The 24,402-nt window shown below is 62.5% G+C and carries 27 protein-coding genes; 15 read left to right on the forward strand and 12 right to left on the reverse strand.

Going from position 1 to position 24,402, the window contains the following annotated elements:
- Positions 1 to 95: 95 nt before the first annotated feature.
- The 4 genes from Aeroheme_RS06770 to Aeroheme_RS06785 all read right to left on the reverse strand — a co-directional run bounded on the left by Aeroheme_RS06770 (position 96) and on the right by Aeroheme_RS06785 (position 4,315).
- Positions 96 to 545, reverse strand: coding sequence for a hypothetical protein (locus Aeroheme_RS06770; protein ID WP_111910194.1), 450 nt, complete (start codon positions 543 to 545; stop codon positions 96 to 98).
- A 181-nt stretch (positions 546 to 726) separates the two neighbouring features.
- A complete protein-coding gene (gene xthA / locus Aeroheme_RS06775) occupies positions 727 to 1,533 on the reverse strand; it encodes an exodeoxyribonuclease III (protein ID WP_106886287.1) in 807 nt (268 codons plus the stop codon).
- 113 nt (positions 1,534 to 1,646) lie between these two features.
- Positions 1,647 to 2,609, reverse strand: a complete 963-nt coding sequence (locus tag Aeroheme_RS06780; protein WP_411166943.1) for an ion channel — start codon at positions 2,607 to 2,609, stop codon at positions 1,647 to 1,649.
- A gap of 59 nt (positions 2,610 to 2,668) precedes the next feature.
- Positions 2,669 to 4,315: a tetratricopeptide repeat-containing response regulator gene (locus Aeroheme_RS06785; protein ID WP_111910192.1), complete on the reverse strand. Its 1,647-nt coding sequence runs from the start codon at positions 4,313 to 4,315 to the stop codon at positions 2,669 to 2,671.
- A gap of 257 nt (positions 4,316 to 4,572) precedes the next feature.
- Here Aeroheme_RS06785 and Aeroheme_RS06790 point away from each other — a divergent pair, with 257 nt between their 5' ends.
- Complete coding sequence (locus tag Aeroheme_RS06790) at positions 4,573 to 4,998, forward strand: Hsp20/alpha crystallin family protein (RefSeq protein WP_106886290.1); 426 nt, start codon at positions 4,573 to 4,575, stop codon at positions 4,996 to 4,998.
- A gap of 42 nt (positions 4,999 to 5,040) precedes the next feature.
- Here the strand turns inward: Aeroheme_RS06790 and Aeroheme_RS06795 are convergent, their stop codons facing one another.
- Positions 5,041 to 6,078: an FAD:protein FMN transferase gene (locus Aeroheme_RS06795; protein ID WP_411166944.1), complete on the reverse strand. Its 1,038-nt coding sequence runs from the start codon at positions 6,076 to 6,078 to the stop codon at positions 5,041 to 5,043.
- A 301-nt stretch (positions 6,079 to 6,379) separates the two neighbouring features.
- Between Aeroheme_RS06795 and azu the strand changes: the two genes are divergently transcribed.
- Complete coding sequence (gene azu / locus Aeroheme_RS06800; protein ID WP_404836101.1) at positions 6,380 to 6,820, forward strand: azurin; 441 nt, start codon at positions 6,380 to 6,382, stop codon at positions 6,818 to 6,820.
- Between the two features lie 53 nt (positions 6,821 to 6,873).
- On the opposite strand, the gene Aeroheme_RS06805 is transcribed toward azu, so the two are convergent.
- Positions 6,874 to 7,431, reverse strand: a complete 558-nt coding sequence (locus Aeroheme_RS06805) for a HutD family protein (RefSeq protein ID WP_111910189.1) — start codon at positions 7,429 to 7,431, stop codon at positions 6,874 to 6,876.
- 265 nt (positions 7,432 to 7,696) lie between these two features.
- On the opposite strand from Aeroheme_RS06805, the gene Aeroheme_RS06810 reads away from it, so the two are divergent.
- Entirely contained in the window at positions 7,697 to 8,665 is a 969-nt protein-coding gene (locus tag Aeroheme_RS06810) for a nucleoside hydrolase (RefSeq protein WP_395949751.1), read from the forward strand.
- 93 nt (positions 8,666 to 8,758) lie between these two features.
- Positions 8,759 to 9,088 (forward strand): DUF3634 family protein, encoded by a 330-nt coding sequence (locus Aeroheme_RS06815; protein ID WP_411166945.1) that lies wholly within the window; start codon positions 8,759 to 8,761, stop codon positions 9,086 to 9,088.
- A gap of 91 nt (positions 9,089 to 9,179) precedes the next feature.
- Here the strand turns inward: Aeroheme_RS06815 and Aeroheme_RS06820 are convergent, their stop codons facing one another.
- Positions 9,180 to 10,088 (reverse strand): LysR family transcriptional regulator, encoded by a 909-nt coding sequence (locus tag Aeroheme_RS06820; protein ID WP_411166946.1) that lies wholly within the window; start codon positions 10,086 to 10,088, stop codon positions 9,180 to 9,182.
- Positions 10,089 to 10,206: 118 nt separating this feature from the next.
- On the opposite strand from Aeroheme_RS06820, the gene Aeroheme_RS06825 reads away from it, so the two are divergent.
- From Aeroheme_RS06825 to Aeroheme_RS06860, 8 genes are all read left to right on the forward strand, one after another.
- Entirely contained in the window at positions 10,207 to 10,650 is a 444-nt protein-coding gene (locus Aeroheme_RS06825) for a carboxymuconolactone decarboxylase family protein (protein WP_408752991.1), read from the forward strand.
- 499 nt (positions 10,651 to 11,149) lie between these two features.
- A complete protein-coding gene (gene cyoA, locus Aeroheme_RS06830) occupies positions 11,150 to 12,268 on the forward strand; it encodes a cytochrome o ubiquinol oxidase subunit II (RefSeq protein ID WP_163135291.1) in 1,119 nt (372 codons plus the stop codon).
- Between the two features lie 3 nt (positions 12,269 to 12,271).
- Entirely contained in the window at positions 12,272 to 14,248 is a 1,977-nt protein-coding gene (cyoB, locus tag Aeroheme_RS06835) for a cytochrome o ubiquinol oxidase subunit I (RefSeq protein WP_106886299.1), read from the forward strand.
- Entirely contained in the window at positions 14,169 to 14,864 is a 696-nt protein-coding gene (locus Aeroheme_RS06840; RefSeq protein WP_106887897.1) for a cytochrome o ubiquinol oxidase subunit III, read from the forward strand. Before cyoB ends, Aeroheme_RS06840 begins: the two co-directional genes overlap by 80 nt.
- Positions 14,865 to 15,194, forward strand: a complete 330-nt coding sequence (locus Aeroheme_RS06845; RefSeq protein WP_025327639.1) for a cytochrome o ubiquinol oxidase subunit IV — start codon at positions 14,865 to 14,867, stop codon at positions 15,192 to 15,194.
- Positions 15,195 to 15,204: 10 nt separating this feature from the next.
- A complete protein-coding gene (gene cyoE, locus Aeroheme_RS06850; RefSeq protein WP_106886300.1) occupies positions 15,205 to 16,098 on the forward strand; it encodes a heme o synthase in 894 nt (297 codons plus the stop codon).
- 168 nt (positions 16,099 to 16,266) lie between these two features.
- Positions 16,267 to 17,628, forward strand: coding sequence for an MFS transporter (locus tag Aeroheme_RS06855; RefSeq protein WP_139744943.1), 1,362 nt, complete (start codon positions 16,267 to 16,269; stop codon positions 17,626 to 17,628).
- A gap of 57 nt (positions 17,629 to 17,685) precedes the next feature.
- Positions 17,686 to 18,054, forward strand: coding sequence for a DUF1428 domain-containing protein (locus Aeroheme_RS06860; RefSeq protein WP_168234689.1), 369 nt, complete (start codon positions 17,686 to 17,688; stop codon positions 18,052 to 18,054).
- 62 nt (positions 18,055 to 18,116) lie between these two features.
- Here the strand turns inward: Aeroheme_RS06860 and Aeroheme_RS06865 are convergent, their stop codons facing one another.
- Together Aeroheme_RS06865 and Aeroheme_RS06870 are read right to left on the reverse strand one after the other, a co-directional pair.
- Entirely contained in the window at positions 18,117 to 19,220 is a 1,104-nt protein-coding gene (locus tag Aeroheme_RS06865; protein WP_411167224.1) for an ElyC/SanA/YdcF family protein, read from the reverse strand.
- A 148-nt stretch (positions 19,221 to 19,368) separates the two neighbouring features.
- Positions 19,369 to 20,262 carry a LysR family transcriptional regulator gene (locus Aeroheme_RS06870; protein ID WP_111910182.1) on the reverse strand — a complete coding sequence of 298 codons (894 nt, stop codon included), beginning with the start codon at positions 20,260 to 20,262 and terminating at the stop codon, positions 19,369 to 19,371.
- Between the two features lie 174 nt (positions 20,263 to 20,436).
- Here Aeroheme_RS06870 and Aeroheme_RS06875 point away from each other — a divergent pair, with 174 nt between their 5' ends.
- On the forward strand, positions 20,437 to 20,850 hold the full coding sequence (locus Aeroheme_RS06875; RefSeq protein ID WP_411167225.1) for a DMT family transporter: 414 nt from the start codon (positions 20,437 to 20,439) through the stop codon (positions 20,848 to 20,850).
- Between the two features lie 10 nt (positions 20,851 to 20,860).
- Complete coding sequence (locus Aeroheme_RS06880) at positions 20,861 to 21,295, forward strand: DMT family transporter (protein WP_411166947.1); 435 nt, start codon at positions 20,861 to 20,863, stop codon at positions 21,293 to 21,295.
- 235 nt (positions 21,296 to 21,530) lie between these two features.
- Here Aeroheme_RS06880 and Aeroheme_RS06885 read toward each other — a convergent pair whose 3' ends face one another.
- The 3 genes from Aeroheme_RS06885 to Aeroheme_RS06895 form a co-directional block, all read right to left on the reverse strand.
- Entirely contained in the window at positions 21,531 to 21,773 is a 243-nt protein-coding gene (locus tag Aeroheme_RS06885) for a DUF3297 family protein (protein WP_042040288.1), read from the reverse strand.
- Between the two features lie 98 nt (positions 21,774 to 21,871).
- On the reverse strand, positions 21,872 to 23,188 hold the full coding sequence (locus Aeroheme_RS06890) for a HipA domain-containing protein (protein ID WP_411166948.1): 1,317 nt from the start codon (positions 23,186 to 23,188) through the stop codon (positions 21,872 to 21,874).
- The gene (locus Aeroheme_RS06895) at positions 23,172 to 23,465 is read right to left on the reverse strand and encodes a helix-turn-helix domain-containing protein (protein ID WP_411166949.1); all 294 of its coding nucleotides are present in this window, start codon (positions 23,463 to 23,465) and stop codon (positions 23,172 to 23,174) included. Before Aeroheme_RS06895 ends, Aeroheme_RS06890 begins: the two co-directional genes overlap by 17 nt.
- A gap of 280 nt (positions 23,466 to 23,745) precedes the next feature.
- Between Aeroheme_RS06895 and Aeroheme_RS06900 the strand changes: the two genes are divergently transcribed.
- Entirely contained in the window at positions 23,746 to 24,279 is a 534-nt protein-coding gene (locus Aeroheme_RS06900) for a metal-dependent hydrolase (RefSeq protein ID WP_411166950.1), read from the forward strand.
- The last annotated feature ends 123 nt before the right edge of the window (positions 24,280 to 24,402 follow it).

Genomic DNA, 24,402 nt, shown 5'->3' on the forward strand with positions numbered 1-24,402 from the left:
GGACGCACGGCTCCCTGTTGCTGGCGGGGCCAGTGGTCACAGGGTCAGGCAAGGTGTGCAAATAGGGACTAGCCCATGCACGGGAGAAGATCGTTCTAGTGACGCAGCACCGACAGCATCAGGTGTCGGCGCGGCCAGGAGGGAGGGTGGGTACCGCGACTGCGCAGGAAAGGGTCCCGCAGCCAGTTTTCCAGCTGTTGGCTGGTGGTCCCGGGGGGCAGCAGCAACAGGGGCAGAGCGAGCAGGGTCAGCAGGGCGGCCAGCAGTGGCAGGCCGGCGCCCATTGGCGAGGTGAGGCCGCCGTGCATCTGGCACTCGTCCTGATTGAGGTCGGCGGCAGCGTAGCCATCACCGCCGTCGTGGCAGGGGAGCCCCTGCATGGCCGCGGGCAGATTGGCGGCACTGGTCATGGCGAGGGATGGGGATGTCGCCTCCTCCCTTGCCGCCGCACCATGCCAGCTGATGCAGAGGGTGAGATTGCAGACGAGCAGCAGCGCCAGCAACAGCCGGGCGATGAGCACTGTGGGCAATCTCGATGACAACATGGGCGGTTTCCCTGCGACGGATGGGCCGAATGTAAACCTTGCCGAAAGGTGAAGGTCAAGGCGTGGCAAACCCCGTCTGCCAAAGAGTTGATATGGATTAAGAAATGGCGGGTTGTGAACAAAAAAGCCCCCGCATCGGCGGGGGCTGGGTCTCTTTGCTAGGGCGTGCCTGGCGCCGGGATCAGGCGAAGCAGGCCCAGATGGGGGCGTGATCCGAGGGTTTCTCGATGCCGCGCAGCTCGTAGTCGATGCCGGTCTCGGTCACTTTGTCCTTGAGGGCATTGGACGCCATGATGAGGTCGATGCGCAGGCCCCGGTTCTCGTCAAAGCCCTTGGAGCGGTAGTCAAACCAGGAGAAGCGCTCGCATTCGGTGGGGTTGGCGGCGCGGAAGGTGTCGGTCAGCCCGAACCCCTTGAGGCGCTCCATCCACTCCCGCTCTATGGGCAGGAAGGAGCACTTGCCATCCCGCAGCCAGCGCTTGCGGTTCGCCTCGCCGATGCCGATGTCGAGATCCGTGGGGGAGATGTTCACATCGCCGATCAGTACCAGGGGATCGTCCGGGGTGTGGTGGGTCTCGAGGTAGTGCTGCAGGTCCTCATAGAACTTCTGCTTGGCCGGGAACTTGGTCTCGTGATCCTGGCTCTCCCCTTGCGGGAAATAGCCGTTCATCACCTTGATGAGGGAGCCATCTTCCCGTTTGAAGCTGGCCATGATCATCCGGCGCTGGGCATCCTCGGGATCGGTGGGGAACCCCTTCTGCACGTCGAGGGGCGGCTGCTTGCTCATGATGGCGACCCCGTAGTGGCCCTTCTGGCCGTGGAACACCACGTGATAGCCCATGGCTTCCACGTCCGCCACCGGGAAGGCCTCGTCGTGAACCTTGATCTCCTGCAGGCCGATCACATCCGGCTGGTGCTTGTCGATGATGGCTTGCAACTGATGAAGACGGGCGCGCAGGCCATTGATATTGAAAGAGATGATCTTCATGTCAGGGATGCTCATGTCGTTTTTATTAGTCGCTATTGGACTAGGAATCCGGTCTGGATGCAAGAGGGGCCAGGGGAGGGGGCGTGCAGCCTCCCTGTGCCCCGGCCCCGGGCTTAGCGGGTCATCTTCTTGACAAACACCACCACAAACAGCGCCAGGGTGAAGCTGCCGGTGAAGGCCTCGAAGGCGGCGAAGATCCGCGACAGGCCGACCGGGGTGAAGTCGCCGTAGCCCAGGGTGGTGAAGGTCACCACGCTGTAGTAGAGGCATTCGAGCAGGAAGATGGCGTTCTCTTCGAGGGTCGCCTCCGGGCGGTAGATGAGGTGGTTGCCCGCGAAGTTGAGGCCGCAGAAGAAGTAGAAGATGCTGCAGATGAAGATGAGCAGCAGGGAGAAGAGCACCACCCGCATGGGGGCCTCCCCGTAGCCGCAGAAGAGATCCACTATCCAGGAGGCGAAGCGGTGATAGGACCAGAACGGCATCTGCAGGCGGCGCATGGTGAGCTCCTGCTGGATGTAGCGGCCTGACATGGTGAAGATCCCCTGGGCCTCCGAGGCCTTGCGCAGATCCCGGTAGGTCTCTTCCGCCTCCTTGAACCAGACGCGGGCCTGTACCGGATCCCGCTCGCTTCGCCCCTTCCTGTCCTGCATCAGCCGCCTGCCGGTATCCAGGTTGTCGAGCCGGGTGTTCTTCCAGCGGATGCCGAGCAGGTTGACGTCGTGCAACTCGGCGCAGTGCAGGTTGGCGTCACTGACGTCGGCCTTCATCAGGCTGCCGCCCTTGATGCGAATACCGTAGAGGTGGGCGCCCCGCAGGTTGGCGCGATAGAGGTTGCACTGCTCCAGCAGGAATCCCTGGGGGCCCTCTCTGTTCACCAGGTTGAGACCGGCGAGATCGGCGCGGGCCAGTTGCAACCCGTGGCACAGGCCCCCCTGGCGCACATAGTGCTCCAGCGCCGCGGCTGTCTCCGGGGATGAGTGAGAGGCGTGGGGGTCGTGCCAGTGGCACAGGTCGTGATCCCCCGCCTCTTCGCTGCAGTGGCGGCCATCTGCCACCAAGTATCGGCACATCGCCATGCTGTCGCCCCTCCTTGCCTGAGTCTGTATCAGCATAGGTGAGGGAGAGGCGCCGCTGGCTAGGCGAGCTGGTTAAATTCCTGGCGCAGCTTGCGAAAGCGATCCTGCTGGGCGGGATTCAGGGGGATGCCCTCCAGCACCTCCAGGGTCTCCTTGCACTCGGCGCCGAATTCCGGGCTCTTGCGGTTCTTCTGCATCAGTTGCAGCAGCACCTGGATCTTGTTGAGGGCGGCGCCGGTATTGGCGGGAGCCCGGCGCAGGGCCTCGCGGAAATGGCCGAGGGCCTGCTCCAGCTCCCCGCTCTGGTAGGCCTTGATGCCGAGATCGTTGAGCTGCTGGTAGCGCTGACGGCGCTCCTGCACCGTCTTGTCGTCCCGAGTCACCTGGATGCAGGTGGTGAGCAGCCGGTCTTCATCCTCCGCCAGCAAGGATTGCAGGCTCTCGGCGTACTCGAACTCACCGAGCTGGTAGAGGGCGAGTATGGTTTCGCCGAGCAGGGCGGGGGGCATGGTCTCGGGCTTGTCCAGCCAGTTCTGGTTGGCGCGATAGAGCATCTTCTTGCCCTTGAGCAGCTCCCCCAGGGCGATGCGCACCCTGGCCTGACAGATCTGCTCGAACACCGGGTAGTTGAACTCCGACATCATCAGGGAATCGCGGATGCGCGACAGGGCCGAGTTCACCTGCTTTTGCAGGTTGGCGATGTGATAGCCGTCGTTGCTGTTGAGGGCGTAGAGGGTCAGGGTCTGGATGTAGGCCCCCAGATAGTGGGGGGTGCGGTGGATGGAGTTGCGCGACAGATCGATGAGGGCGAGCAGCACATCCTTGGCCTGGCCGTAGTCGTGGCGCTGCAGGCACACCTCTGCCAGCCGGCGGGAAAGCTGCACCGACTGGGGGGAGATGTCCGCCGCCCGCCGCAGCTCCTGCTGGGCCAGCTCCTCCTTGCCAAGGGAGAGCAGGGACTCCGCCAGCCAGAGGTGGGCCTCCACCATCAGGGGGGTGTTCTTCAGGGTCGCCTGCAGGTGGCTCACCGCCTCGTCATAGAGCGCCAGACGGTAGCAGGCCTTACCCAGGGTCAACCTGGCCCAGCTGTTCTCCTGGCCGGCCAGCAGCTGGCGCATCAGGCTGCGCGCCTCCTTGGCCTGGCCGAGCTTGAGCTGGGTGTCGGCCTGCAGGCAGCGGCAGAAGTTGGCGAAGCGCGGCACCGCATCGGCCTGTCTGGCGCAGGCCTCGACCAGGGCCGGCAGATCGTTCTGGGTGAGGGCGATGAAGACGCTCTCCAGGGACTGGCGGCGGGCGAGGGCGCGCTTCAAGCGAAACGAGAACTGCTCCTGAGAGAAGGGCTTCATCAGGTATTCGTCGGGCTCGGCCTCCAGCGCGCTCAGCACCATGGCACGGGAGCTGTCGCTGCTGACCATGATCACCACGCTCTGGGGCGGGATCAGCTGCTGGTCCCGCAGGCTCTCCAGCAACTGGCGACCGTTCTCGCCCGCCCCCAGCTCGTAGTCCAGCAGATAGATGTCGAAGCTCTCCTTCTGGCAGCGGCGGCGCGCCTCGTCGGCGGAATTGATGTAGGTGATGCGGTTGATGCCGATGTTGATCAGCATCGCCTTCATCATCATCTGAAAGGAACGCTGCTCGTTGACCAGCAGGATGCGCCTGGGTTTGGGCTGGGCTTTCTTCTCTGGTGCGGGATCCGGTGTCTGCATCTGTCTTGCATCGAGGCGCTGCGGGCTGGTGGGAGAAGTGTGCCACCAAAGTCCGCAGACAGGCAATTGAACATGGGAAGGGGCCCCTGTTTTTCCCGCCAAGACAAGAGGCGGCCTGCAAAAAATCATGGCGCGCCCTTGATCTTCGTCAACTGGGCGCGAGATGGCAGTGGCGCGGTTCGGCCCGGTTTTTAGACTTGAAGGGAGGCAGATCCCGGCGATCTGCAGCCATCACCCGTACCACAAGGAGGAATCAAATGAGTTTGCTACCGAGCCGAACCAGCCTGTTTGATGACCTGTTCCACGACATGGCCTCCGGCTTCTACATCCGGCCCCTGCACGGGGATCCCCTGCCCAGCCGGATCACGCTGGATCTGAGGGAGAGCGACGGCGGTTACCTGCTGCAGGCCGAGCTGCCCGGGGTGGCCAAGGAGGACATCCAGATAGATGTGCACGGCAAACTGGTGACCCTGAAGGCGGAAATTCGCCAGCACGACAGCCAGGGCAAGGAAGATCGCTCCCTGCGCAGCGAGCGCTACTATGGCAGCGTGTCGCGTACCGTCGAGCTGCCGGTGGAGGTGGCGCCGGATCAGGTCAGCGCCCGCTTCGAGAACGGCATCCTCACCCTGCAACTGCCCAAACAGGCGGTCACCCCGGCGCCCCATCGCGTCCCCATCGAATAGCGCGCCGTCATGAAAAGGCCCCGCATTGCGGGGCCTCGTCGTTCATGGCTGCCTGCGCACCAGGTAGGGGGCGAACTCGGGAGTGTGCTTCGCCGCAAAACCCTGCTCCGTCTTGATGATGAGATAGACCGCCAGCTTCTGCTCGGTGGCAAAGGCCATCGCCTGCTCGGGCCCCATCACCATGAGGGCGGTGTCGAGGGCATCGGCCTCCAGCGCCGTGGGGGTGATGACGCTGGCGGAGACCAGCTTGTGGGTGACGGGCTCGCCGGTGGCGGGATCTATGATGTGGGAGTAGCGCCGACCATCGAGCTCGTAATAGTTGCGATAGCTGCCGGCGGTGCTGAGGGCCATGCCGTTCGGGGTGACCACATCCTCGATGGCGCCCGGCCTGTCCGAGGGCTCGACTATGGCCACCCGCCAGGGGTTGCCCTTGTCGTTGTGTCCCTTGCTGCGCACGGCACCCGCCACCTCGACCAGGTAGTTGTGCACCCCCTTGCGCTCGAGCAGCGCGGCGATGTCGTCCGACGCCGCCCCTTCCCCCAGGGTGGAGAGATCCAGATAAAGGTCGGGGATCGCCTTGCCGAGCAGGAAATGCTCCCCTTGCGGCGTCAGGCTGAGCTTGTCGATGCCGACTCGCTCCCGCGCCTTGGCAATCTGCTCTGCGGTGGGCCGCTTGACCGGGCGCTTGTCCGGCCCGAAGCCCCACAGGTTGACCAGGGGGCCCACTGTGACGTCTAGCTTGCCCTGGGTGAGGCGCCCTGCATCCATACCCTGCTGCACTATCCTGGCCATGCTGGCCGGTATGACCATGGGAGCCTTGCCTGAGCCCTGATTGAAGCGGGAGATGAGGGAGTCAGGATCATAGGTGGAGATCTCCTGGTTGATGCGCGCCAGCAGGGTATCGAGCTCCCCCTGCAGCGCGGCCTGGCCACCGGGGAAGGGGTCGCTCAGGGTCACCGCATAGTAGGTGCCCATGGTGTTGCCCTGAATGCGGGTCTGGGTCGGCGCCGGCTGACAGGCGGTCAACAGCAGCATCAGGGAGAGCAGCAGGCCGCGGGGGGCCAGGGAGAGGGTCTTCATCTTGCATTCTCGCGGGAGTCATCGACGGGGGAGCAGCTTAGCCAAGGGCGCCGCAATTGACGAGCCCCGGGCGCCGGGCCTGGGTGGAAATAATTAAGCCGCGCCGGGGTGACGCCGGCAAATCTGTTCCACAGTTCTATGGACCCCGGGAGTGACCTGGTCCGCAGCTTTGAGCAAAAGCCGCTGCCATCCGGTGACATTTGGGTACAATGAAGATCGATCATGACAGCATCTTTGCGTGTCGCCGTGCGATGCGACAGACAAGGGGGTTGCCATTCCTCGCCAATCAAAGGAGAAGATGATGAAAAAGGTGTTAACCCTGCTGCTGCTGAGTTCCCTGGCTGCCCCGGCGCTGGCCGATGAGTGCGCCTTGGTCATCGAAGGCAATGACGCCATGCAGTTCAACCTCAAAGAGATGAGCGTGCCGGCCACCTGCAAGGAGGTGACCATCACCCTCAATCACACGGGCAAGCTGCCGGTGGCCAACATGGGTCACAACTGGGTGCTGGCCAACACCGCCGACTATCAGGCCGTCGCCACCGCTGGCATGAGCGCCGGCGCAGATCACGACTACCTGCCCAAGGACGATGCCAGGATACTGGCGCACACCAAGCTGGTGGGGGGCGGCGAGAGCACCAGCGTCACCTTCAAGACCGAGGGGCTGGCGGGCAAGGATCTCACCTTCTTCTGCTCCTTCCCCGGCCACTTCGCCATGATGAAGGGGGCCTTCAAGGTCGGTTGAGCCGCGCTGGCCTGACAGGAAAAAGCCGGGATATCCCGGCTTTTTTGTCCCCGCTATCTGGCTTGCAGGGTAAAGAAGGCTAGGGTGGTCTTTTTCCCGCACTCGAAGCGGATGCTCTCCTCCCCCTTGACCACCAGGGTCTCGTTGATGGCCACGGCCTGGCCTGCCACCGTTAGCTGGCCGCTTAGCAGGTGGCAGAGGTAGGTCTTGTCCGCCTCCAGGGTGAGGGTCAGGGGGAAGGGCACATTGAGCACCCGCACGTTGGCGCTGATGCGCGCGGGATCGTAGATGAGCCCCAGATCCGTCACCTCTTTTTTCAGCAGCTCGCAGTGGGTCTCGTCATCCCCGCTGAAATGGGCCGCCTCGAAGGTGGCATAGGGGTGGCCGTTGAGCACGAAACCGGCGCCGCTGACGGGCAGCAGGATGCGCTGATAGCCGGGAAACTTGGAGAAGGGGCCCGCCGCCTTGATGGGGGCCGAGCTCAGCCGGTAGTCAAAGTCGAGTTTTTCCAGGCTCGAGCCCGGGGGGGAGACCAGGATCTGGGCCGTGGTGCCCTGCTTGTTTTTCCAGGGCATCTTCAGCTGGTCAGACTCTTTAATCAGGGTGATCACGTTGGCGCCTCGGCGAGGAGTGGGGAGAGTGAGGCCAAGTGATACCATCCCGCAGGCCCGCCCACAAGGCGTGGGGGCCTGGGGGCGGGCCGACTGCCCAGAATGTCGCCACTGCGGCCCCTGACCCTGACGGGCCCCCGGATGAGGTGCTCAAGATATCGCCGGTCGGCGGGGGGATGGCAGGCCAAAGGTCGAGGCTGTGATCCTGACGCTGTTAAACGGGCCCGAGGTCGCTACACTGGCACTTCTGCCGTATGGAGGCCCCATGACCCACAAGATCATTCTGGATACCGATCCCGGTATCGACGACGCCATGGCAATACTCTTTGCCGAGGCCCACCCCGTCATCGACTTGCTCGCCATCACCACAGTGTTTGGCAACGCCACCATAGAGAACGGGACCCGCAACGCCCTCTGGCTCAAGCAGAAATACGGCATGAAGGCGGATGTAGCCCAGGGTGCCGCCGCGCCGCTGCTGCGCGAGCCCGTGGGGCCGACGACAGTGGTGCACGGCCCGAGCGGGCTGGGTGATGTGGAGGCGGGGGAGGTGACCCTGACCCCGGATCCCCGCCCGGCCTGGCAATACATAGTCGAGACGCTGAAGGCCAACCCCGGCGAGATCACCCTGGTGACCATAGGGCCCCTCACCAACCTTGCGCTGGCGCTCGAGGCCGCCCCCGAGATCACCGCGCTGGTGAAGCAGGTGGTGGTGATGGGAGGCGCCTTTGGCGTCAACGGTCATCGCGGCAACGTGACCCCCTATGCCGAGGCCAACATTCACGACGATCCCGAGGCGGCCGATCGGGTGTTCACCGCCCCCTGGCCCGTGGTGATCATAGGGCTGGACGTGACCCAGCAGAGCTTCTTCAGCAGCGCCTACCTGGATGCCCTGCGGGACGATGCCGGTGAGCCCGGTCGCTTCCTGTGGGCGGTGAGCCGCTTCTACCTGCGTTTCTATTCCGAGCGCATCGGCCTCAATGGCTGCCACGTGCACGATCCGTCCGCCATCGCCTATGTGATCGATCCCGAGCTGTTCACCCTGCGGGAGGGCCCGGTGCGGGTCATCGACCATGGCCCCGCCATAGGCCACACCCTGCAGAAGTTCGACGGCAAGTCCCATCCCCACGATGAGTGGGCTGACTACCCGGCCCAGCGGGTCGGGGTGGCGGTGCGGGATCAAGCCCTGCTGGCGCTCTATCGCGACACCCTGGTGGCCTGGGGCAAGGATTGCTGACTCGGGGATGGGCAAAACGTGATGTCCGCCCACTCCTCGCCGGCCGTCGCCACATATACTGACGCACATCGAGGCTGGCAAAGGGAGAGATAGATGGCCTGGTTGTCGTTGTTGGTGGCAGTCGCCCTGATCGGGTGGTTGATGACCCTGGGGCGCGGCGCCCTGTTCGAGATCCGGCTTGCCCCTGGCAAGGTGCAGGTGAAGCGAGGCTCTGTGCCGCCGCGCTTCCTGGCCCAGGCCAAACAGATCCTGCAGCAGGATCCGGTGCGGGGGCGCATCCTGGGTCAGCGCGATGGCAACGGGGTCAGGCTCGTCTTCTCCCGCTCCATCCCGGAGCCCGTGGCCCAGCGCCTGCGCAACGTCTTTCCTTACGGGGACTATAGAGGTGCGGCCCAGACCCCGGATGGGCGTAATGCTCGCTGACCGCTTTCTCTTGATGCTGTCGTTCACTTCCGGCGCCGGGCACTTTGCCCGGCGTTTTCATTTCCCATAAGCCCTGGAGAGGCCGCCGCTATCAGCGCGGCCCCTGCAAGGGCTTCATCACCTCTATCAGAAAGTCGATGAAGGCGCGGGTCTGGGGCTTCAAGAAGCGGCCGCCCCTAAACACCGCATGGATCTCGTCATGACGATCCTCGTACGGGGAAGCCAGCCACTCGGGCAGCAGGGGTTGCAATGTGCCCTTGTCCAGCCCCTGCTGCACCATCCAGCTCGACAGCAGCAGTATGCCGGAGCCCGCCTCGGCCGCGCACAGCAGCGGCGTGCCGCCGACCGAGGCGAGGTTGCCCCGCACCGCGACTCTGTGCCGCTGGGCCCCTTGCCGGAAATACCAGTGCTGGCGCTGACGGCCATGGCCGCGGATCAGGCAGTTGTGGTGCGCCAGTTCATCGGGATGGGCGGGCTCGCCGTGGCGGGCCAGATAGGCGGGGGAGGCGACCAGCAGGGTCCGGTTGGTGAGCAGGTGGCGGCTATGCAGACCGCTGTCCACTGGGCGTCCGACGCGCACCGCCACGTCCACGTTTTCGGCGTCGAGATCCACCAGCCGGTTGTCGAGCTCGATCTCGAGCCGCACCCCGGGGTAGCGGGCCAGGAAGGCCGGCAGGCGCGGCGCCAGCCAGCTGGTTCCGAAGCTCTCGAACACCGAGACCCGCAGCGGGCCCTCTGGCGCCACCGGCAGGGGTTGCAGGGATTGCACCAGCTGATCCGCCTCCTCCAGCAGGCGTACCGAGCGGGCAAGAAAGTACTCCCCCTGCTCGGTCAGCACCAGCTGGCGGGTGCTGCGCTTGAACAGCGGGATCCCCAGCTGTTGCTCCAGCGCATCTATGGTGCGGGTCACCGAGGAGGGGGCCAGGTTGAGGGCGCGGGCGGCCCGGGAGAAACTCCCCGACTCCACCACCTGAGCCAGGATACGGACGCGATCCAGCATGGGAGCACCTTTGCGGTAAATGCAAAACTGTTGCAGCTTGTGGCGGTATTCTATCCATGGATGAAAGCGTGAACAATGTGCTCATCGCCCATGGGGCGCTCATCCTAGGAGTATTGCCATGTCAGAACGTATCCAGCTTGCCAGCCAGGTGCCCGCCGCCATCTCGGCCATGATGGGCCTCGAGTCCTATCTCGGCGGGACCGACATTCCGCTGTCGCTCAAGGAGCTCATCAAGCTGCGGGCCTCCATGCTCAACGGTTGCGCCTACTGCATCGAGATGCACGCCGAGGTGGCGATGAAGCATGGGGAGAGCCCCCAGCGCTTGCTGGCGCTGTCCGCCTGGCGCGAATCCCCGCTGTTCGATGAGCGGGAGCGGGCGGTGCTGGCCCTGACCGACGAGGTGACTCTGATAGCCGAAAACGGGCTCACCGAGGAGACCTACCAGCAGGCCCTGACTCTGCTGGGGGAAACCTTGCTGGCCCAGTGCCTGATGCAGGTGGTCACCATCAACGCCTGGAACCGCATCGCAGTGGCGACCCGGATGGAGCATAAACACCCCTGAGGGAGACCCTGCGGTGGGGAGTCGTCTTAAACGGGCCTATCCGAGGCCCGTTTTTCATGGTGGGTCTCAGACAGGGCAGCTCTTTCTGCGCTTCCGTCGGCCTCGGGAAGTTAATCATACATTCGTTTGATTAATTATTTTTTTATTCTCCCTCGGAATATACGCATCCAGATCAAGGAATGGAGAGGGCACCTGTGCATCAAGGGAGGTCTGAATGGCTCTTTTTTGTCCTGTTTTTCCCTCAAAAAATAAGGGTAATGAGCCTGATTGATTAATTGGTGAACGATTTTGGCGGGGAGATAAATTAACGGGAGATGAATCGAGGGTCTGTGAATTTAATAAATTGGTCGCTGTCAAGCGATTAACATCTGATACCTGTTTTCACCACCCTTGGAACATTTTTGGGATTAATTTTTCATGTTGTTCACATGCCGGTCTGATGCAATAAAATGCGGCATTTTTATTATACCAATAAGCCTTGAAACGATGAGGACATTGCATGAGACCTTTTGAAGTAAAGAGGGGCTTGGGCGCTTTGCTGTTGATGGCAACCGCTGGCTTGCTGAGTGGCTGCGACATGGCTCTGATGAGCCCCAAGGGGCAGGTTGGTCTGGAGCAGAAGTCACTGATATTGACCGCACTCGGGTTGATGTTAATCGTGGTGATTCCTGTGATTATTATGACGGTGGCATTTGCTCGTAAATACAGAGCATCCAATACCACTGCCAAATACACCCCGGATTGGTCCCACTCCAACAAGATTGAAGCGGTCGTCTGGACCGTGCCCGTCATTATTGTTGCCATCCTGGCAGTGATTACCTGGAAAACCTCCCACTCCCTCGACCCCTACAAGCCGTTGGAATCTGACGTCAAACCGATCCAGGTCGATGTGATCTCCCTGGACTGGAAGTGGTTGTTCGTCTATCCGGAGCTGGGTATCGCCTCGGTCAACGAGCTGGCCTTCCCGGTCAATACCCCGATCAACTTCCGGGTGACCTCAGACACTGTGATGAACTCCTTCTTCATCCCCCAGCTGGGCGGTCAGATCTACGCCATGGCCGGGATGCAGACCAAGCTGCACCTGATTGCCAACGAGGCGGGTCAGTACAAGGGGATCTCCGGCAGTTACAGCGGCGCCGGTTTCTCTGGCATGAAGTTCAAGGCGATTGCCACCCAGGACCAGGCCGGTTTCGATGCCTGGGTCGCCAAGGTGAAACAGTCTCCCAAGATGCTGAGCACCATGGGTGAGTTCGATGCCCTGGCCAAGAAGAGCGAAAACCACCCGGTTGAGTACTTCGCCAGCGCCGATCCCAAGCTGTTCGTCAACGTGATCAACAAGTTCATGGGCGGCATGTCCCATGGTGGCCATGACGCTGCAAAAGACGGCGCCATGGATCACGAGGCCATGAAGCATGACGCTGCAAAAGACGGCGCCATGGACCACAAGGCCATGAACCATGAGTCTGCAAAAGAAGGGAGCATGGACCACAAGGCCATGAACCATGACGCTGCGAAAGAAGAGACCATGGACCACGCGGCCATGAGTCATGACGAGCATGCCGGACACATGGCCACGTCTATGGCTGACAAGAGTGTGAAAGCAGGATCCGAGGAATAATCGATGTTTGGAAAATTGACACTCGAGGCTGTTCCGTACCATGAACCCATCATCATGGTCACGATAGCCGGTATCATCTTGGGTGGGCTGGCGATTGCCGGTCTCATCACTTATTACAGCAAGTGGCAATATCTGTGGAAAGAGTGGTTCACCTCGGTGGACCACAAGCGCCTCGGTATCATGTATCTCATCTTAGGGATGGTCATGCTGCTGCGCGGCTTCGCCGATGCGGTCATGATGCGTGGTCAGCAGGTCATGGCCTCCGCCGGTAGCGAAGGCTACCTGAACGCGCACCACTACGACCAGATCTTCACCGCCCACGGCGTCATCATGATCTTCTTCGTGGCCATGCCGCTGGTGATTGGCCTGATGAACATAGTGGTGCCGCTGCAGATCGGTGCCCGTGACGTCGCCTTCCCCTTCCTGAACAACCTGAGCTTCTGGTTTACCGCCGCGGCCGTGGTGCTGATCAACGTCTCCCTCGGGGTCGGTGAATTCGCCCAGACCGGCTGGCTGGCCTATCCGCCCTTGTCGGGGCTGGAGTTCAGTCCCGGGGTCGGGGTCGATTACTGGATCTGGAGTCTGCAGATTTCGGGTCTGGGTACCCTGCTGACCGGTGTCAACTTCTTTGCCACCATCATCCGGATGCGTGCCCCCGGCATGACCATGATGCGTCTGCCGGTGTTCACCTGGACCGCCCTGTGCGCCAACATCCTGATCATCGCCTCCTTCCCGATCCTGACCGTCACCATCGCCCTGCTGACCGCAGACCGCTACCTGGGTACCCATTTCTTTACCAATGACATGGGTGGCAACATGATGATGTACATCAACCTGATCTGGGCCTGGGGTCACCCCGAGGTGTATATCCTGGTGCTGCCGGTGTTCGGGATCTTCTCCGAAATCGTGGCGACCTTCTGCAAGAAGAAGCTGTTCGGCTACACCTCCCTGGTGTGGGCGACCGTGGCCATCACAGTGCTCTCCTTCGTGGTCTGGCTGCACCACTTCTTCACCATGGGGTCTGGCGCCAACGTGAATGCCTTCTTCGGCATCACCACCATGATCATCTCCATCCCGACCGGGGTGAAGATCTTCAACTGGCTGTTCACCATGTACCGCGGTCGCATCGAGTTCAGCTCCCCCATGCTGTGGACCGTCGGCTTCATCATCACCTTCACCGTGGGTGGCATGACGGGGGTACTGCTCTCCGTGCCGGCCGCCAACTTCGTGCTGCACAACAGCCTGTTCCTGATCGCCCACTTCCACAACGTCATCATCGGCGGCGTGGTGTTCGGTTGCTTCGCCGGTATCACCTACTGGTTCCCGAAGGCGTTCGGCTTCAAGCTCGATGACGTCTGGGGCAAGCGTGCCTTCTGGTTCTGGATCACCGGCTTCTTCGTGGCCTTCATGCCGCTCTACGTGCTGGGCTTCATGGGCATGACCCGTCGTGTCAGCCAGAACATAGATCCCGAGTTCCACGGCTGGCTGGTGGTTGCCGCCTGCGGCGCCGGCCTCATCGCCATCGGCGTACTGTGCCAGCTGATCCAGGTCGTGGTCAGTATCCGTGACCGCGAGAAGAACCGTGACTGGACCGGTGATCCCTGGGGTGGCCGTACCCTGGAGTGGGCCACCTCCTCTCCGCCCCCCTTCTACAACTTCGCCATCGAGCCCAAGGTGAAGGGTCTGGACGCCTTCTGGGAAGCGAAAGAGGACGGCAGCGCCTATCGCCAGCCGGCCAAATACGCCCCCATCCACATGCCGAAGAACTCAGGTGCCGGTGTCATCATCGCCGCCTTCAGCGTGGTGTTTGGCTTTGCCATGATCTGGCACATCTGGTGGATGGCCATCGCCGGCTTCGTCGGCATGATCGCCACCTGGATCATCCACAGCTTCAACGACGATGTGGACTACTACGTACAGGTTGACGAAATCGAGCGCATCGAAGGTCAGCATTTCGACAATATCAACAAGGTGGCTTAACTCCATGGCGACTGACGTTCTACATCACTCTCACGGTGCCCATGAGGATGGGCACCATGATGCCGGCGCCACCAAGGTGTTCGGCTTCTGGATCTACCTGATGAGCGACTGCATCCTGTTCGCGACCCTGTTCGCAACCTATGCAGTCCTGGTCAACGGCACCGCCGGCGGCCCCGCCGGCAAGGATATCTTCGAACTGCCGTTCGTGTTTGCCGAAACCATGCTGCTGCTGCTGAGCTCCATCACCTTCGGGTTCGGCATGCTGGCCATGAACAAGAACAAGGTCTCCGCGGTCAACACCTGGCTGCTGGTCACCTTCATTCTTGGCGCCGGCTTCATCGCCATGGAGATCTACGAGTTCCATCATCTGATCGTCAATGATGCGGGCCCGGATCGCAGCGGCTTCCTGTCCGCCTTCTTCACCCTGGTCGGTACCCACGGTATCCACGTGACCAGCGGCCTTATCTGGATCATCGTGATGATGGTACTGATCAGCAAGAAGGGGCTGACCGAGCGCAACCGCACGCGCCTGATGTGCCTGAGCCTGTTCTGGCACTTCCTGGACGTGGTGTGGATCTGCGTCTTCACCGTGGTTTATCTGATGGGGGTCATGTAAATGAGTCATTCTGTTGACAATCACGGCGCCAGCCACGGCAGCGTCAAGTCCTACATGACCGGCTTCGTGCTGTCACTCATCCTGACCGCGATCCCGTTCTGGATGGTGATGGACGGCTCCGCCTCCCATGCCATGGTGCTCGGCACCGTAGTGGCCATGGCGGTGGTGCAGATCTTCGTGCACCTGATCTACTTCCTGCACATGAACACCTCCTCCGAGGAGCGGTGGAACCTGGTGGCACTGGTCTTTACCGTGCTCATCATCGCCATCGTGGTCGTGGGTTCCCTGTGGATCATGTACAACCTCAACATCAACATGATGGTTCACTGAGCGGCTTGATGTGATGATGAAGCAATACCTGCAAGTGACCAAGCCGGGCATCATCTTCGGTAACCTCATCTCGGTTATCGGCGGCTTCCTGCTGGCCTCGAAGGGGAGCCTGGATGTGCCCCTGTTCATCCTGACCATGGCGGGGGTGTCACTGGTGGTCGCCTCCGGTTGTGTGTTCAACAACTACATCGACCGGGACATTGACTGCATCATGGAGCGCACCAAGAACCGCGCCCTGGTGAGGGGGCTCATCGCTCCCGGTGTGTCGCTCTGGTATGCGAGCGCGCTGGGCGTTGCGGGCATTGCACTGCTCTACTTTGCGGCCAATCCGTTGGCCGCCTTGCTGGCGGTGCTGGGCTTCCTGGTCTATGTGGGGGTCTACAGCCTCTACATGAAGCGTCATTCCGTCTATGGCACCCTGGTCGGCAGCCTCTCCGGCGCCGCGCCACCCGTCATCGGCTACTGCGCGGTGAGCGGCCAGTTCGACTCGGGGGCGCTTATCCTGCTGGCGATCTTCAGCCTGTGGCAGATGCCGCACTCCTATGCGATTGCCATCTTCCGCTTCAAGGATTACCAGGCCGCCAACATACCCGTGTTGCCGGTGGTGAAGGGGATATCTGTGGCCAAGCACCACATCACCCTCTACATACTGGCGTTCATGGTGCCGACCCTGATGCTGTTCCTCGGCGGCTACGCCGGTTACAAGTACCTGATAGTCGCCACCGCGGTGAGCGTCTGGTGGCTGGGGATGGCGCTGTCTGGCTACAAGGCGGCGGTGGATGACTCCCTCTGGGCCCGCAAGCTGTTCATGTTCTCCATCGTCACCATTACCTGCCTGAGCGTGATGATGTCGGTGGACTTCCAGCCGGACGCAACGCCTGTATTGGTGAGCATGCTGCCTTGAGTCACTGTGATATGACGCAGGAAAATCAATAGAATCCAGAGCCGGGAACCTTCCCGGCTCTGTTATTATGTGGCCCGCCCCACGGGGCGCATTGTCGGCTTTTTCGGGTGTGGCGTGCCTTGTCATCCGCCCCTTTGTGTCTCTTCTCTCTGACCTATCGAGGCCATCATGAATGATTTCACCATGACGAGGGGCGAGCGCCGCGCGACCTGGGCGCTCGGCTCCGTCTTCTCGTTGCGCATGCTCGGCATGTTCATGGTCCTGCCGGTGCTGACCACCTACGGCATGTCCCTGGCGGGCGCCTCGGAGGCGCTGATTGGTCTGGCCATCGGCATCTACGGCATGACCCAGGCCCTGTTCCAGATCCCCTTCGGGCTGCTCTCCGATCGCATCGGCCGCAAGCCCCTCATCGTCGGCGGCCTGCTGATGTTTGCCCTCGGTAGCGTCATCGCCGCCCTGAGCGACTCCATCTGGGGGGTCATCGTCGGGCGCGCCCTGCAGGGGAGCGGCGCCATCTCCGCCGCCGTCATGGCACTCTTGTCTGATCTCACCCGGGAGCAGAACCGCACCAAGGCCATGGCCTTCATTGGGGTGAGTTTTGGCATCACCTTCGCCATCGCCATGGTGACAGGCCCCCTGATCACCCAGGCGGTGGGGTTATCCGGCCTCTTCTGGCTCATCGCCCTGCTGGCACTGGCGGCCATCGCCATGGTGATCTGGGTGGTGCCGACCCCGGCGGCCCACCTGCAAAATCGCGAGTCCGCCATGGTGCGCGGCGGTTTTCGCACCGTGCTCACCAACGGGCGTCTGCTCAAGCTCAACCTCGGCATCCTCTGCGTCCACACCCTGCTGATGTCGAGCTTCGTGGCGCTGCCGCCGCTGCTCGAACAAGCAGGCCTGGCTCGGGAACACCAGTGGCAGGCCTATCTGGTCACCATGCTGATCGCCTTCGTGAGCGTGGTGCCTTTCATCATCTATGCCGAGAAGCACCGCCAGATGAAGCGGGTGTTCCAGGCCTGTGTGCTGGTGATGCTGGTTGCCGAGCTGGTGCTGTGGCAGGCAGGCCTGCAGCTGTGGGGCCTGCTGTTGGGGCTGCAACTCTTCTTCGTCGGCTTCAACGTGATGGAGGCGCTGCTGCCGTCTCTCATCAGCAAGGAGTCGCCCCCGGGTTACAAGGGCACCGCCATGGGGGTCTACTCCACCAGCCAGTTCCTCGGCGTCGCCATCGGCGGCAGCCTGGGGGGCCTGCTATACAGCCTGGGGGGCGGCCCCCTGGTGTTTGGCGGCTGTGCCCTGCTTGCCCTGCTCTGGTTCGGCGTCAGCCTCACCATGGCCGAGCCTCCCTACGTCAGCAGTCTGCGCATCGTGCTGCCGGAAGGGGTGGCCGCGACCCCCGCACTGGAGCAGCGGATCCGCGCCTGTGACGGGGTGAGCGACGTGCTGCTGGTGCCTGAGGAGCACTCCCTCTACGTGAAGGTGGACAGCAAGCGCCTGACCCGCAGCGATCTGGAGCGGCTGGTGGCCCTCTGAGGGCAGCCAGGGGCGCGGCTGCTATGCTGAGATCCTCAATCACAGGAGGAAAGGCTCATGTCATATGTGGACGGATTCGTGATCGCCGTGCCCACGGTCAACAAGCAGGCCCTGATCGACCATGCGGGGCTGTTTGACCCCATCTTTCTCGAATATGGGGCCACCCGGGTGCTGGAATGTTGGGGGGATGACGTGCCCCACGGCAAGCAGACCGACTTTTACCGCGCGGTGGCGGCCAAGGAGGACGAAAGCGTGGTCTTCTCCTGGGTGGAGTGGCCGAGCAAGGCGGTACGGGACGAGGCCATGACCAAGATGATGAAGGATCCCAGGATGGATCCGGCCAGCCCCATGCACCAGACCATGCCCTTCGATGGCGCCCGCATGATCTTCGGGGGCTTCACCACAGTGCTGGAGCTCAAGGGCTGATACCCAGCCAGAGATGGAAAAGCCCGCCATTCGGCGGGCTTTTTGCTGGGTCGGGGAGGGGATCAGCGTTCCAGCAGGGGGGCCGAGCGGTAACTCCAGAGGCCATAGGTGCGCAGGGCGTCGCGGTAGATGCCGAGCAGCTCCTCCGGGCTCGCCTTGGCGAGGGCCGAGAGGGGCTTGTCCGGGTAGGCGACGCTGTCGATGCGGATATTGGCCGGGCCGCTCTGCCAGCAGGCGATTTCCAGCAGGGTCTGGCCCCGGCGCACGTGGCTCGCCGAGCTCACCAGGGTGGCGTACTCAATCTCGTGGCGGGCGAGGGCATAGCCGCTGTAGAGGGCGTTCTCCACCGTGCTGGTGGCGTAGTTCTCCTCGATGATGCGGGATCTGTCTATGCCCTTCTTCGCCAGCCAGTCCGCCATCAGCTTGCCCTCGGTCTGGCGGTTCTGGGGCACGCCGCCGGTCAGTATGATGAGGGCCGCCGGGTTGGCCTGGGCCAGGGCGCGGGTGGTCTCGAGGCGCCCCAGCAGGATCTCGTGCATGGAGCCATCGGGGTTGAGGGCATAGCCCAGGGTGACGATGGCCTGTCGCCCCTTCTTCTCGCCGCGCCCCTGGCGCTCCTTGAGGGGGGTGGCAACCACCCGGTCCACGGTATCGAACAGCCGCTGCAGATCGGCGGCCCGGCCGGCATTGAGCTCGCCGACCCGCTTGAAATAGGCGTCGGACTTGGCCTGATCGCCCTTGAAGCGCTGCCAGGTGGCCAGATAGGTGTTGAGATCCAGATCGTCCGGCGCCGTGCTGAGGGCCTGCTCGAACAGGGCGATGGCTCTGTCCACGTTGCCGTTGTAGATCTGGGCGTTGGCCGCCGAGATGAGCAGGTCGGTGCGGTAGGGTTCGAGCTGATGGGCCTGCAGCAGGAGCTCGGTGACCTGCTCCATGTTGCTCGGCATCTTGGCGGTGAAACCGGCATCTGAGACCCGGGCGGGGGAGTGGAAGATGCGGGCGGCATCCGCCAGCAGCTGGTCCACCACCTGGCGTTTGCTGATGTACTGGTCGTAATTTTGCTCCTTTTGCAGGGAGCGCACCGGGGCGGCCCAGGCATCGGAGGCGGTGACCACCGGCAGCGCCAGCAGGCTGGCCAGGGTCAGGGCAATCGCAGTTTTCTTCATCATGGCGTTCCACCTAGGGGGAGGGGCGCTATGCCATGGCATGCTCCCCTGGAGCCTTTTTCAATTAAAACAGGCGCTTGGTAATTGCCTACTCTACTCCTTTCCCGATGAAAAAAACGTGAACCGCTTCGGTTATCCCGGTCACCCCCTAGCGCAGACCCAGACGCTCGTGGAGAAACCCCAGCCAGGCCTCCACCTTGGCGGGCAGGTGGCGGCGCTTCGGATAGAGGCACCAGATGCCGTGCTCGGGCAGGGCGTGGTCTGGCAGCAGGGGCACCAGCCGACCGGTGGCGAGATCCCGCTCCACGATAAAGTCCGGCATGTTGCCTATGCCGAGCCCCGCCAGCAGCGCCGTGTGGATGGCGTCGCTGTTGTTGACCTCGAAATTGCCCCGCGGGGTGATGGCCACCTCCCCCTCGGGGCCTTGCAGGCGCCACTGGGTGCCACCGCGAAACAGGGAGTAGAAGAGGCAGTTGTGGCGCTCGAGATCGGCCGGGGTGCGGGGCGTGCCGGCCCGCGCCAGGTAGGCGGGGGCGGCGCACAGGGTGCTGTGACAGGGGGCGAGGCGGCGGGCGACCAGGCTCGAATCTTCCAGCTCGCCGATGCGCACCGCCACGTCGAACCCCTCGGCCACCAGATCCTGTAGGGCGTCGCTCATCTCCAGTTGCAACTGCAGCTCGGGATAGAGGGCGAGAAATTCGGGGATAAGGGGAGCTATGTGGCGCCGACCATAGACCATGGGCACAGTCACCCGCAGCAGGCCGCGGGGCGCCGATTGCAGGGCGCCGATGGCATCTTCCCCCTCGCTTGCCAGGCGCACCGCATGGCGCACCGTCTCGAAGTAACGCTCCCCCGCCTCGGTCAGGGCGAGGGAGCGGGTGGTGCGGTAGATAAGCTGGCAACCGAGGGTTTGCTCGAGCTGGCTCACCTTCTTGCTCAGCACCGACTTGCTGAGGCCGAGCTGGCGGGCGGCGCCGGAGAAAGTGCCCGCCTCCACCACGGCGACGAAGGCGGGGAGCAGGGCGAAGGCATCCTGGTTCATGTTGTTCTCAATGTGGAAACAATGTTGTTCCATAAGGGTAGATTATCCCCATATCGAAAACAATTTACCCTGCTCCTCTGTTCAACCAAGGAGTGACCCCATGATCCCCCTCTTATTGACCGCCGCCCCGGACGCCTCGCCCTCGGCCAGGCACTTGGCCAGACCATAGGTGCCCTGGCCGCCTTCGCCGCCGGCCTGCTGCTGGCGCAGATGATCGCCCAGAACGGCGCCCTGGCCAGCGCCACCGATCCCTGGCTCGGGAGTTGGCTGGCCCACGGGGTCGGCACCCTGGTGGCCGCGCTCCTGTGGTGTCTCGCCCCCCGATCTCCGACGCCGGAGGCCGCCCCGCCCTGGGCCTGGCTCGGCGGCCTGCCGGGGGCGCTCACCGTGGTGCTGGCGGCCCTCTGTCTCAACTCGCCCCTGGGCATGGCGGGCACCCTGGCCCTGCTGCTGCTCGGCCAGCTGCTGTTTGGCGCCCTGTGCGACGCCAGAAGCTGGTTCGGGCTGACCCGCCGCCGCCCCTCGGGGAAGGACGCGCTCGCCGCCCTGCTGGTGATGGCCGGCGCCCTGCTCATCGTGCTGCATTAGGAGATACACCATGACCATATTGATCCTGCTGGGACTGCTGAACGGCGTGGCGGTGAGTCTGCCGCGCACCCTCAATGGCCGCCTCGCCAGCGCCCGGGGCGCCATGACGGCCTCCCTTGCCAACCACTTGCTCGGCTTTGGGCTGCTCGGCGCCCTGCTCATCCTCAAGGGGGCGCCCTGGGAGCGGCTCGCCGGGCTCGATCCCTGGCTGCTGCTCGGCGGCGTGCTGGGGGCGCTGTTCGTCGCCATCAGCAGCTGGGCCATAGGCCGGGTCGGTGCCCTGGCCTGCGCCCTGCTGATCGTCGCGGGTCAACTGCTGGGGGGCGCGCTGCTCGATGCCCTGGCCGGACGGCTGGCCGCGAGTGATCTGCTCGGCATTGTGCTGGTGCTGGCCGGCGCCGCGCTGCAACGCTGGCAGGCCAGCAAGCCGCGCCCTTCAACATGAGGGGAGCTGGCGTGGCGACATCTGGGAGGCCTGCGCGCCGCCCTTGCCTTGGCAAGGACCAACCAGATCACGCCCTAGCGGAAGGGAAAAGGCGAAAGGAAGAGAAATGAAGGGAAAGAAAGAGAGGCCGCCTGTGGGCCAGGGCCAGCCCCAAAAAGCAGAACACCGGGGCTAGGCCGGTGTTCTGGGATAACAGGGTCGCGCCCCTGCTCGGGGCGTCGCGGCCATACGCAGCTTAGGCGTAGAAGGCCTCGACGGTGCCCTTGACGGTGATCAGCATGGGGTTGCCGTAGCGATCCTTGGCCTTGGGGGAGGGGATCTTCACCCAACCTTCGCTGATGCAGTACTCCTCGACATTGGTGCGCTCCTTGCCGTTGAGGCGAATGCCGATCTCGTGCTCGAAGCACTCTGCCACGTGGTGCGGGCTGCGCGGGTTGGCCGCCAGGCGGTCGGGCAGGGCCGGTTTGTTGTCGCTCATTTTATTTACCTGAGTGTGATAAAAAGTGGGTCATTGTAGGCAATGCCCGCCACGGGCTCAAGGCTGGGCTGCGTCCCATGGGAGTGGACAAGGTCAGGTTACAGTTGCAGCTCGGGCAACAGCGCTGCCTGCTTCTGAAAATGGTGGCAACGGCACTCAACGTCGTCTCGGTAGCCTGCCAGATAAGCCAGCTCGGCGGGATTGTCTGTCTCAACCATGGCGATGGCGGCATCCAGATGGTGAAGGATGTCGTTGGCCACCTTGTGCAAGGTCTGTTGCAACAGGCGTTTGGGCAAATCACATGCTTCAGCCATCTCCAGCAACTGCCATGCGTTGACCGCCTCGGGAGCAAACTCGTCGCCGATGGCCATGGCCAGATGCTGGTTGAACTCGGGGTAAAGCCCCACATTGACCAGATCGTACCAGGGGGTGGGCATCAGCCCTGCTTTTGATACGAAGAAGCTGTAGTTCTTGCCGTGGGCATCGTGATTGTTGACGCAGAGGTTGAAGAGCAGCCATTGCAGCATGTCCAGTCTGGCCTGCGCCGGATTGACGCAAAGTGCGCTGAGACTGAACAGCCGTGGCAGGCTCACCCCTTCCCGAATATGGGCCACGTCCCGCCCGTCACCGAAGTTGCGTTCATATTTTCGGGCGACGGGAAACCCCAGTCCCTGACAGGCATCGATCATGTGACGACGGCGTACCCTCAAGCCATCTTCATTGAGGCGCCGATCGAAGCGTTCTACCAGCAAACCTCGGTAGGACTTATCGCCTTGGCCGACCCTGTGCAGTTCGACCTGTGCCACCGGCATGCCCAGCAGTGCGGCCAGCCGCATGGTCACAAATTCATTGATCACCAGATGAGGATGGTGCTCGAACTTGAGGAGGTGGGTGGAACAGAGCTCGCCCTCGCCAAATCCCAGCGCCCCCTCGAGTCGCAGCAGGTTGAGCTTGGCCTGCACGCCCGCAACCGAGAGGCGGGGGCGGCCATCCCAGACTTCCAGCGGCCAGATCTCGGGCTGATCGAGGCGTAGCAACAGCTCTTCCGGGGTGATGGGGCGAAACTGGGTGGGGACGTCGGGCTCTGCGGGCAGGGTAAAGGTGACAGCCCCGGAGACATCGCGGCCGATGCCGTGGATCAGGGCAAAGAGATTGCTGCGCGAAACGCAGAGCGCCTCAATCAGATGATCCAGCCCGCGATTTTCAGGCAGCAAGTTGCCGAGATACGCCCGGATCTGGGCGCTGCTGGCCGAGCCATCCAGCGCCAGCGGGGGGGAGAGCGGGAATCCGCGCGCCTGCCACGCAGATGTATAGCCGAGCTGAAACGCATCCCGGCTGGAGTCATATTCGAGATGGCCGATCAGCTGATTACCCAGCCGAAGTTCCAGCCGATGGTGCTCAGAACCACTCATCATCACCGACCTCGGGTTGGCTGTTGCCGCTCGTTACCTGTGAGCCCACTTCCTGCACCAGTTGCAAGTGCAGCCCCAGCGCCTTCATCACCTGCAACAGGGTCGAGAGGTAGACATCCCCCCCCTTTTCAATCTTGATCAGGGTCTTCTTGGAGATACCGCACAGTGAGGCCGTCACCTCCTGGGTCATCCTGGCTGCTTTGCGTCTCTCGCGGATCGCCAGCCCCAGCGAGGCGGGATCCAGTTCTTTCGGGCCGGTTTGCAAGGATGTGTCAGCCATAATGATCACGAAAAAAAGTGTAGGTTGTTACACCTTAACTCATGGTAAGAGCAGACAGCAATCAAAAGTGTACGATAGTGCACTTTTTATGGTCCTGGTACTGGTTGCGAGAGAAAAGTGTAGAGGGGTTCACTTTTTAGAACAGAAAGGTGGTGAGGGATGGTCTGGGGGATGACCGAGGGGCCGGGAGGATGTCGCTTGCAGAGCAGCATTGTACTTCATGTTCACTTCATCGAGCGGGGGTAGGGTAGGCACCAGTTTTCAGTTGGAGCTTTATTCTATGCCCACCATAGTCACCCATGCCGCCGTACCTATCTGCCTTGGACTCGGGCTTGGCAGCCGGATTATCTCGCTGCGTCTGCTGCTGGCGGGGGTTGCCATCGCCATGCTGCCCGATGCCGACGTGCTCGCCTTTAAGCTGGGGGTTGCCTACGGCCATGTCTTTGGTCACCGCGGCTTTACCCACTCCTTGTTGTTCGCCTTTGCCCTGCCCACTCTGGCCATGCTGTTTCACCGCCAGCTTAAGGCCAGCGCCACCACCGTCTGGTCGTTTCTGTTGGTCTCTCTGCTCTCCCACAGCTTGCTCGATTCCCACACCACCGGCGGCAAGGGGGTTGGCTGGCTCTGGCCGTGGCGGGACGAACGCTTCTTCGCTCCCTGGCAGGTTATCCGGGTCGCCCCCTTCAAGCTGGAGGCCTATCTCACCGCCCGAGGTGAGGCGGTGATCCTCTCCGAACTCTACTGGGTTTGGCTGCCGGGGATTGTATTGATGCTGGTGTTGATGGGATGGCGGGTGTGGGGCTGGGGGCGGTAGTGGTGTGATTGGAAAGGGTTGTCGGAAATATCGTGGTATGGCAAGTATAAGGCAGCATTCCAACCATGATTTGCTCTTTATATCGATATAGAACATCCACCTTCCTGCGTGCTGACTATGCTG

It is taken from the genome of Aeromonas sp. DSM 116730 (genome assembly GCF_046581335.1).
Lineage (GTDB): Bacteria > Pseudomonadota > Gammaproteobacteria > Enterobacterales > Aeromonadaceae > Aeromonas > Aeromonas rivipollensis.

Bases quoted from the DNA above. Each gene is read 5' to 3' on its own strand.
- Aeroheme_RS06840 (WP_106887897.1), top strand. From the start codon at position 14,169: ATGTGGACTACTACGTACAGGTTGACGAAATCGAGCGCATCGAAGGTC.
- Aeroheme_RS06780 (WP_411166943.1), bottom strand. From the start codon at position 2,609: ATGGCGATGTGCCGATACTTGGTGGCAGATGGCCGCCACTGCAGCGAA.
- Aeroheme_RS06770 (WP_111910194.1), bottom strand. From the start codon at position 545: ATGTTGTCATCGAGATTGCCCACAGTGCTCATCGCCCGGCTGTTGCTG.
- Aeroheme_RS06785 (WP_111910192.1), bottom strand. From the start codon at position 4,315: ATGCAGACACCGGATCCCGCACCAGAGAAGAAAGCCCAGCCCAAACCC.
- Aeroheme_RS06870 (WP_111910182.1), bottom strand. From the start codon at position 20,262: ATGAACCAGGATGCCTTCGCCCTGCTCCCCGCCTTCGTCGCCGTGGTG.
- Aeroheme_RS06865 (WP_411167224.1), bottom strand. From the start codon at position 19,220: ATGAAGAAAACTGCGATTGCCCTGACCCTGGCCAGCCTGCTGGCGCTG.
- Aeroheme_RS06880 (WP_411166947.1), top strand. From the start codon at position 20,861: ATGACCATATTGATCCTGCTGGGACTGCTGAACGGCGTGGCGGTGAGT.
- Aeroheme_RS06885 (WP_042040288.1), bottom strand. From the start codon at position 21,773: ATGAGCGACAACAAACCGGCCCTGCCCGACCGCCTGGCGGCCAACCCG.
- azu (WP_404836101.1), top strand. From the start codon at position 6,380: ATGAAAAAGGTGTTAACCCTGCTGCTGCTGAGTTCCCTGGCTGCCCCG.
- Aeroheme_RS06890 (WP_411166948.1), bottom strand. From the start codon at position 23,188: ATGATGAGTGGTTCTGAGCACCATCGGCTGGAACTTCGGCTGGGTAAT.
- Aeroheme_RS06855 (WP_139744943.1), top strand. From the start codon at position 16,267: ATGAATGATTTCACCATGACGAGGGGCGAGCGCCGCGCGACCTGGGCG.
- Aeroheme_RS06810 (WP_395949751.1), top strand. From the start codon at position 7,697: ATGACCCACAAGATCATTCTGGATACCGATCCCGGTATCGACGACGCC.
- Aeroheme_RS06900 (WP_411166950.1), top strand. From the start codon at position 23,746: ATGCCCACCATAGTCACCCATGCCGCCGTACCTATCTGCCTTGGACTC.
- cyoB (WP_106886299.1), top strand. From the start codon at position 12,272: ATGTTTGGAAAATTGACACTCGAGGCTGTTCCGTACCATGAACCCATC.
- Aeroheme_RS06820 (WP_411166946.1), bottom strand. From the start codon at position 10,088: ATGCTGGATCGCGTCCGTATCCTGGCTCAGGTGGTGGAGTCGGGGAGT.
- Aeroheme_RS06790 (WP_106886290.1), top strand. From the start codon at position 4,573: ATGAGTTTGCTACCGAGCCGAACCAGCCTGTTTGATGACCTGTTCCAC.
- Aeroheme_RS06895 (WP_411166949.1), bottom strand. From the start codon at position 23,465: ATGGCTGACACATCCTTGCAAACCGGCCCGAAAGAACTGGATCCCGCC.
- xthA (WP_106886287.1), bottom strand. From the start codon at position 1,533: ATGAAGATCATCTCTTTCAATATCAATGGCCTGCGCGCCCGTCTTCAT.
- cyoA (WP_163135291.1), top strand. From the start codon at position 11,150: ATGAGACCTTTTGAAGTAAAGAGGGGCTTGGGCGCTTTGCTGTTGATG.
- Aeroheme_RS06860 (WP_168234689.1), top strand. From the start codon at position 17,686: ATGTCATATGTGGACGGATTCGTGATCGCCGTGCCCACGGTCAACAAG.
- Aeroheme_RS06825 (WP_408752991.1), top strand. From the start codon at position 10,207: ATGTCAGAACGTATCCAGCTTGCCAGCCAGGTGCCCGCCGCCATCTCG.
- Aeroheme_RS06815 (WP_411166945.1), top strand. From the start codon at position 8,759: ATGGCCTGGTTGTCGTTGTTGGTGGCAGTCGCCCTGATCGGGTGGTTG.
- Aeroheme_RS06845 (WP_025327639.1), top strand. From the start codon at position 14,865: ATGAGTCATTCTGTTGACAATCACGGCGCCAGCCACGGCAGCGTCAAG.
- Aeroheme_RS06795 (WP_411166944.1), bottom strand. From the start codon at position 6,078: ATGAAGACCCTCTCCCTGGCCCCCCGCGGCCTGCTGCTCTCCCTGATG.